The organism is Shigella sp. FJ200513, assembly GCF_040495915.1.
Taxonomy (GTDB): Bacteria; Pseudomonadota; Gammaproteobacteria; order Enterobacterales; family Enterobacteriaceae; genus ECMA0423.
The window spans coordinates 25,119-33,337 of sequence record NZ_JBDYCV010000044.1; the positions used below are offsets into that span (position 1 = coordinate 25,119).

At 50.3% G+C, this 8,219-nt stretch carries 2 protein-coding genes and 5 pseudogenes; 4 read left to right on the plus strand and 3 right to left on the minus strand.

Annotation, left to right across the window (positions count from 1 at the left end):
• The first annotated feature begins 2 nt into the window (after positions 1-2).
• Complete coding sequence (locus ABZJ92_RS11545; RefSeq protein ID WP_000291751.1) at positions 3-584, plus strand: hypothetical protein; 582 nt, start codon at positions 3-5, stop codon at positions 582-584.
• Positions 585-986: 402 nt separating this feature from the next.
• Here the strand turns inward: ABZJ92_RS11545 and ABZJ92_RS11550 are convergent.
• A pseudogene (locus ABZJ92_RS11550) lies at positions 987-1,387 on the minus strand (IS66 family transposase); the annotation flags it as partial.
• On the opposite strand from ABZJ92_RS11550, the pseudogene ABZJ92_RS11555 reads away from it, so the two are divergent.
• The 3 pseudogenes from ABZJ92_RS11555 to ABZJ92_RS11565 form a co-directional block, all read left to right on the plus strand.
• Positions 1,382-1,966, plus strand: a pseudogene (locus ABZJ92_RS11555) (transposase); the annotation flags it as partial. The pseudogenes ABZJ92_RS11550 and ABZJ92_RS11555 sit on opposite strands and share 6 nt — an antisense overlap.
• A 50-nt stretch (positions 1,967-2,016) precedes the next feature.
• Positions 2,017-2,967, plus strand: a pseudogene (tnpC, locus tag ABZJ92_RS11560) (IS66 family transposase); the annotation flags it as partial.
• 29 nt (positions 2,968-2,996) lie between these two features.
• A pseudogene (locus tag ABZJ92_RS11565) lies at positions 2,997-3,248 on the plus strand (transposase); the annotation flags it as partial.
• A 150-nt stretch (positions 3,249-3,398) separates the two neighbouring features.
• Here ABZJ92_RS11565 and pic read toward each other — a convergent pair.
• A complete protein-coding gene (gene pic, locus ABZJ92_RS11570; protein WP_001045650.1) occupies positions 3,399-7,517 on the minus strand; it encodes a serine protease autotransporter toxin Pic in 4,119 nt (1,372 codons plus the stop codon).
• Positions 7,518-7,681: 164 nt separating this feature from the next.
• Positions 7,682-8,161, minus strand: a pseudogene (locus ABZJ92_RS11575) (IS3 family transposase); the annotation flags it as partial.
• Between the last annotated feature and the right edge of the window lie 58 nt (positions 8,162-8,219).

The following is an 8,219-nucleotide window of genomic DNA, read 5'->3' on the forward strand; positions in this document are numbered from 1 at the left end:
ATATGTATTACCCTGTGACAGACTATATCGCTCTTGCTCTCATTATTAGCTTTCTTTTTCTGACATTATTTATCTGCCTGTTATGCCTTAAACATGAGCGAATAAAAAAAGAAACTATCAGGCAAAAAAATGCACATATTCTGGAGCATGGCTGGAATGCAACTGAGTTCTCATGGTTCCGATACGGACAGTATAACGAAACGGGTATTTACATCTCGATCGAGAAGACCATTATCATTACAATCACCGTTTCTGGTGGGTGCTTTAAAAAAGAATACAGCATTGTCTCCCACATGCTGGTCACTGACACCATAACAGAGGCCACCCTGTACGAAAACGGGCTGTATACGCGCCACATCAGACTCAGTCGCCCAGTATCTGACAGCAAATACCCCTTGCCACCCGGATCTCAGCTCATTAAAAATATGACCTTACGACTGCGCCTGCAGGATCAGCAGGAAGAAACATCCGTGACATTATTTCAGGGAAAAATGAGTACCGACGGAAATAACTATTACATCATCAAAGGTAAAGTAAGCTCAGTACTTCTGTTATTAAAAATGCTGCAGATTAATCACGCCTGATCTCTGTCCCGGTATTTTAGCCCGAGGTATATTCTGAAATATCATTCATCATGACCGGCGTTTGTATAAACGCCGGTCATTCGCTAACAGCTTCACCGTTCCTTCCCCCATCCAGGTTCCGCATGAGCGTGTTGTAATGTTCATAAGCGTATTATCGTAAGCTTCCGGGGAACTCATATTGACGCGTTTTTCAGGCGCGCGTCATCGGCGGCGCATACGAACGATCGTGGTTTGATAACGGTTGATTTATTTTGTTGCACAGGGGCGATCGCCAGGCAGGTACCGGAGGCGGGCTCTGAAGTACTGAGTAGGGTGATCGCGTCAGGCCGCGAAGTACTGACTCGGGGATTAATAGCAGGTGATGAGTAAGCGTACAGCGAGGGCCGTATTGACGGGGATGTGTTATTCAGCTGGCAGTGCTATGCGCCACGGAAGCAGTTCGCTGACCCGGTTGACCGGCCAGTCTGCTATGACGCCAAGCACATGGCGAAGGTAGCTTTCTGGATCCACGTCATTCAGTTTGCACGTCCCGATCAGGCTGTACAGTAGCGCTCCCCGCTCACCACCATGGTCAGAGCCGAAGAACAGGAAGTTTTTACGACCCAGACTGACCGCCCGCAAGGCATTTTCAGCGATGTTGTTGTCGATTTCCACCCAGCCATCGTTCGCATAGTACGTCAGTGCCGGCCACTGGTTAAGTGCGTACGCGAACGCCTTCGCCAACTCTGAGTGTCGCGACTGGGTCTTCATCTTTTCCGCAACCAGCTTTCCAGGGATTTCAACAGCGGTTTCGTTTTTCGCTGACACCATGGAGGGAGTGGTTAAAAGAGCAACGAGAAAGTGGTAATTATAACGCCAGCCGGATATGGCGGGAAATGGTGGCCCGGGGATTTACAGGCAGTGAAACCATCGTCAGGGATGCGGTTGCCAAATGGCGTAAAGGCTGGAACCCACCGGTTACTACTGCCGTCAGACTTCCTTCAGTCTCCCGGGTAAGCCGCTGGTTGATGCCCTGGAGAATAACCAGGGATGAAGAAAATTATGCTTCCCGATTTATTAGTCTGATGTGTGAAAAAGAACCTGAGCTGAAAATAGCGCAGCAACTGGCACTCGAGTTCTACCGTATTCTGAAAACCCAAAATAAATCACAGCTAAGCAGTTGGTTCACTCGAGTCCACGAAAGCGGTTCAGCAGAATTTCGGCGCGTGGCGGCGGGGATGGAAGCTGATGCTGCAGCTATATGTGAGGCAATCAGTAGTCGCTGGAGTAATGGTGTTGTCGAAGGTCATGTAAATCGCCTGAAGAAGATGCTGAAACGCCAGATGTATGGTCGAGCAGGATTTGAACTACTCAGGCAGAGGGTAATGAGTCCACTGGCATGAAAATCTCCACCCAGGTTGCGGAAGAGCCACTTTTCATCCGTCGTTGACAGTTATACCGCCAGTCAGAAATATACCGTCGTCAGGGCGTGGAGCTGAGCCGTGCCACACTGGGTCGCTGGACCGGTGCCGTTGCTGAACTGCTGGAGCCGCTGTATGACGTCCTGCGCCAGTATGTACTGATGCCCGGTAAAGTTCATGCGGATGATATCCCCGTTCCGGTCCAGGAGCCGGGCAGTGGTAAAACAAGAACTGCCCGGCTGTGGGTCTATGTCCGTGATGACCGTAACGCCGGTTCACAGATGCCCCCGGCGGTCTGGTTCGCGTACAGCCCGGACCGGAAAGGTATCCATCCACAGAATCACCTAGCCGGTTACAGCGGTGTGCTTCAGGCAGATGCTTACGGTGGTTACCGGGCGTTATACGAATCCGGCAGAATAACGGAAGCTGCGTGTATGGCCCATGCCCGGAGAAAAATCCACGATGTGCATGCAAGAGTGCCAACCGACATCACCACGGAAGCCCTGCAGCGTATCGGTGAACTGTATACCATCGAGGCAGAAGTCCGGGGATGTTCAGCAGAACAGCGTCTGGCGGCAAGAAAAGCAAGAGCCGCGCCACTGATGCAGTCACTGTATGACCGGATACAGCAACAGATGAAAACACTGTCGCGTCACTCGGATACGGCAAAAGCGTTCGCATACCTACTGAAACAGTGGAAGGCCCTGAACGTGTACTGCAGTAATGGCTGGGTGGAAATCGACAACAACATCGCTGAAAATGCCCTGCGGGCGGTCAGTCTGGGTCGTAAAAACTTCCTGTTCTTCGGCTCTGACCATGGTGGTGAGCGGGGCGCGCTACTGTACAGCCTGATCGGGACGTGCAAACTGAATGACGTGGATCCAGAAAGCTACCTTCGCCATGTGCTTGGCGTCATAGCAGACTGGCCGGTCAACCGGGTCAGCGAACTGCTTCCGTGGCGCATAGCACTGCCAGCTGAATAACACATCCCCGTCAATACGGCCCTCGCTGTACGCTTACCGCTTATCCAACGGACATCCGCAAAGTGATCTATACGACGAATGCCATCGAGTCGCTAAACAGCGTGATCCGCCATGCGATCAAAAAGCGTAAAGTGTTCCCGACAGACGACTCGGTGAAAAAAGTGGTGTGGCTGGCAATCCAGTCTGCGTCCCAGAAATGGACGATGCCGTTGAAGGACTGGCGAATGGCAATGAGCCGCTTTATTATCGAGTTCGGTGACCGCCTGGACGATCACTTCTGAGAAAGGCATTTACACAGAATCTTAAACAGGCTCGCGCCAGTCGGCAAAACTAGTTGACGTCTAATACACTCCCCCTTACCGAAGACCTTCAGTTTTATATTTTAAGAGTCTCTGAGAAAGGCTGCCTTCCGGCAGCCCTTTACCCCCACATCAGAACATATACCGGAAATTCGCGTTTACCGCATTATCCACGTTATATTTACCAAAGGCTGACTTCTCAAACTCCAGACCAAAGCGCATATTGTCCTTTATCTGCGCATTCATACCAACATTAAACAGCATCCGGCTGTCCTTCTCTCCTTTTATCCGTTTCTCCCCGGACGCATCACGCAGTACGGTCTCTCCATTATTCAGCAGGTCAAACTGCCAGCTGGTTCCGGCACGGGCCGTCACACTCCAGTCCTTACCACTGAAGGTCTTGCCCAGTTCAACCCCTGTTCTTCCAACCAGCGGACTGAAGTCCCTGTTCTTCATGCTCAGGTCCATATCACCGTCTTTCCAGCGGAATGTTTTCCCGGACACGGCGCCGTAAACCAGTTCAGCCTGCGGCTCAATGAACGTGTCCTCTGTCAGGTGATAGCGGTAACCCGTTTCAGCACCGGCATACCAGGAATGGGTGTTGTAGTGTTTCGTTCCCAGGCTAGCAAAGTTACCTGTGTAATCATTGTCATGGTGAATATATTTACCAATCAAATCGATATAGGCACCGGACTCAAACAATGCTGAAGCATACAGACCGCCCCCCACCGATTTCGTCTTTCCGCTGAATGCATGGCTGTCTGCACTGCTGTCGGTATAGGTCATCGTGACACCGGTAAACAGGTCCACACCGTCCAGTTCATGTTTTTTGTCAAAGCCGACCTGAACATGGGTGTAATTATCACTGTAACCACCGTCTGCAGAACCGGCACCACTCATGATGCGCGCCCAGGCACCGGCATCACCGTTTGTGTCACGCAGGTCACCCATACGTTTGTTCAGATTGTTAACTTCCGTCATGAAGTTTTTATACCCGGCATTCATGAAACTGTCAGCCTTCGCGGCAGCGGCTTTATCAGCCTCCGCTTTAAAACCATCCAGTATCCACTTCGTATTGCCACCACTGGTATCAACATGCAGGGTTGGGGTCACCCGACTGAAACCTGTCACCCGGGTGCCGGCCTTAAACATCTCTGCTGAAGTTCCCGCCGGTGCCGTGACCAGAGGAATATTCAGGGCCTGTCCCTGAGCAGGATTATTCATAAAGCTGACGTTCAGGCTGTTATCTGAACCAGTGGCTTTTTCAGTCACATTAATTTTATCGGCATTTTTCAGGTCCGTACGCAAAACAAAATCACTGCCTGTTGCATCCAGTTTATTCACCGTCAGGGTACGGAATGTACGGTCTCCTTCAGAACTAATACGGCTGTTTCTGACGGTAAGACTGTGGATGGCAGAGTCCCCACCCAGAGTCCACAGTGCATTATGCATACTGACATCAGCCCTGCCACCGGTTATGGCACCATTGAATGCTGCGTTATAGCCCTCAAGAAGACTGCCGGCAAACGCCGATGCAGCCGTTTCCGCAGAAGCCAGTTCTGCCGGCGTGTCAGACCCGATGGTAACTGTTGATGCCGCAGAGGCATGAATATCACCGGAAGCATGTGCTCCACGGGTAATTTCCAGTGCTGCGTTATCGCCGGTCAGGTCATATCCGTCCGTCAGATATACAGCAGGGGCATACTGATTAGCCGTATCTTTAACCGGTGTACCGCTCAGGGTGATTTTGCCGTTCTTACCGGCCTGAATATGCCCGTCGCTGAAAAGACCGTTCAGTGCTGTAAGATGACCGCCATCATGCACTGTCAGTGAACTGCCGGCAAAAGCACCCGGGGCTGTCAACAGGACGTCCGGAGAGGTGATGCTGACGGCACTGTCATAAGCGTCAATCCCCCCGGTGAACCTGCTGCCGATATCCAGGGCTGAGTTATGGTTCAGCGTAATATTCCCTTCATACTGGCTCCTGTCATTCACGGTGTCCGGGACAGAGGTACCTTCCTCCGGAATGACATAATTTCCTGTTCCGTCATTTTTATCCACAAATGCCCTGTCACTTCCCAGTGTGATATGGCTGTTATCCGACTTAATGTCACTGTTCAGCGAGGCGTTACGTGAAAGATGGAAGTCAGCGTCTTTCAGCGACAGTGTTTTCATTGTAAACTGACGGTTTTCCCAGTCTTTCTGGTTCAGGCTGACCGGTGCACTGCCACTGATGGAGGCATGGATAACCGGATGTCCCTGGAATATCAGGGTGCCACTGTCCTGACTCAGGGTACCTTCCGGCAGGTTCACGCTACCATCAAAGATTACCTTTCTTCCCCCCGGCACCTGTGGAATGGCGACATCCATATTCCCGGTCAGCTGACCATGAAAGATAACGGGTTGTTTTGCCCGCCCGGCCAGGATCCTATCTTTTACTGTCTGAACTGCTTTGTTTTTGTTCATGCCAACAAACTCCCACTGAGCCGGATCATTCAGGCTGTTCCCCCACAGAGTGTTACCATAGCTGGCAGATTTCAGAATATAGAAGCGGGTCTGGCTGTTGAGTATCATGCTGTACAGGTTTCCTGGAGTGCCGGTACCACCAAAGGGGGATATATTTCCAATCGTCGGTTCACTGACATTTGTATCCTGAGCCTTAAGATCCAGTAAAAGCTGGGATTTTTGCTGTGCATTATTTGTAATCACCGCCCCGTAATCAGCAGCCTGCAGTCGGGTGAAGGTAACGGCATTACCATTAAGGTCAAGCTTACCTCCCCGGTATCCCCATGAAATGTTATCCGGATTGACCTGACGGGCATCCCCGAGCACCACGGTCGGACGTCCGCTGGCGAGGTTCACTGAACTGAAGGCCTGGATATTACCTGCAGTGTCTGCCTGCTGGTTAAGTACAACGATACCGTCTCCCGTTTTCAGTCCTCCCGGGTTTACACCTGTTCCGTTTATGGTCAGGGTTCCTTCCCCCAGCTTATGCAAGTTGTCACCGGCAACGCCGTTGACCTTCCAGGTTACATTCGTCCCCTTGTCAGTAATAATGCCGGCACCCGTCCATGTTTTTCCGGATTCAGCAGATACGGTGTAACTGTCTTTAAATTCGAGATAACCGGCACCCTGAGTCACACTGTCTTTCAGGATAATTGCACCATTCTGCCCGCTGAATACCAGATTTTTACCGGCATTGAGGTCATTGTCTTTCTGCCCGTGCATGGTCCAGTTTTTACTGCCCTGGCTCAGGGTACCTGTGCCTGATGTTTTGTCGTATGTCCAGTTCAGGGGGCCCAGTCCGGAAACAAAGTCTACGGGGGCATCGAAATCGTCCTGCATAACCTGGTTCAGATAATCTGTTGGTATGACATTCCACCAGTTCGTAGCACCATTAATACCTGCATATGCTCTTAATACAGCAACAATAACCCATTTTTTTTGTTGTTTATCATAAGCAAACAAAGGAGAACCACTATCCCCAGGGGCTCCATAGTCAGGTAAAGGGCCGTTTACAGGATTATAAGTTTGCCCGGGATTAGAGACTATTGTTGCATCAGATATCAGAGGAACTCCTGTGGTTCCTCCTGTTTTAAAAGCATATCCACCGGCAACCTTAACTAAATTTCCGTCCTTGTCCTTAGTGTACTGCGTACCACTACCCACCCGATAAAAAGCGGTGTAACGTTCAGTGTATTTATAAGCATTGGCTTTGGTTCCTTCTGATGTTACCGCTGAGGGAATAACTTCTGTAACCAGTTTATTCAGACGTGGAGCATGGAAGTCAATAGAAGGGTGGTTATTACGGTCAACAAGGGAATATGTATTTTTCCCATTACCAAAGCTCACACTCCGATATCCTCCGTTATGCTTTACGCTGACGATATACTGAGGCGATACAAGCGTAGCAACGCCATTTGAGCTCACACTGCTGAAATCGGCCATTGGGGCTTTACCCAGTCTTCCCACAAGTTTTCCGTCCTTATCATATACCGGAATATCATTGGCACCAGGTACAAAAAGCCCTTTGTTTTCGGCGAAATCACGATAAATCTGATAGGCAATATCGGAACGGACAATACCCGCCTGGGATATCTGAGAGTAACACAGACAGATTGCTGGAATGCCAGCCAGAAGAATATGCGTTAATCTTCGGCATGTCTTTTTTATTACCCTGCGGGCAAGTTCAGAGACAGCAATAAGCCCCCCGGTGACGGGGCAATATTTAAGAGAATAAACTTTATTCACTATGGATTCTCCATGATGTTTACAAGGGATATAAAAGTAAAATAGCTGAAGAAGCTAATGATAACCCGACGTTATCACCAGAAAGGAAAATATAGTTACTGCATTAATGTGTTTTTGTGAACTGAACCGCCCCGGGTTTCCTGGAGAGTGTTTTATCTGTGAACTCAGGCTGCCAGATCATCATTTCCGATGGAAGCATAATAAGCTTTTTCTGCTTCTGCCGGTGGGATATGGCCCAGCCTTTCCAGCAATCGTCGATTGTTATACCAGTCCACCCACGTGAGTGTGGCCAGCTCCACTTCTGTCCGGTTTTTCCAGCTCTTACGGTGTATTACCTCCGCTTTGTAAAGGCCCTTGATGATCTCTGCCATCGCGTTGTCATACGAGTCACCAGTACTCCCTGTTGATGCCAGCAGTTTTGCTTCTTTTAGTCGCGCCTTATAGGCCAGTGACACATACTGAGAGCCTTTATCGCTGTGATGGATGGTGCCAGACGGACGACGGGCCCACAACGCCTGCTCCAGTGCATCCAGCACGAATGTCGTTTCCATAGACGATGAGACTCGTCACCACACGATGTATCCGGCAAACACATCAATGATGAACGCCACATAGACGAAGCCCTGCCATGTGCTGAGTAGAGTAAGAGGCAGGGCGTAGTCGGACTATTTCCCTGCCTCTCCTCCCCGAACCGGACGTGCA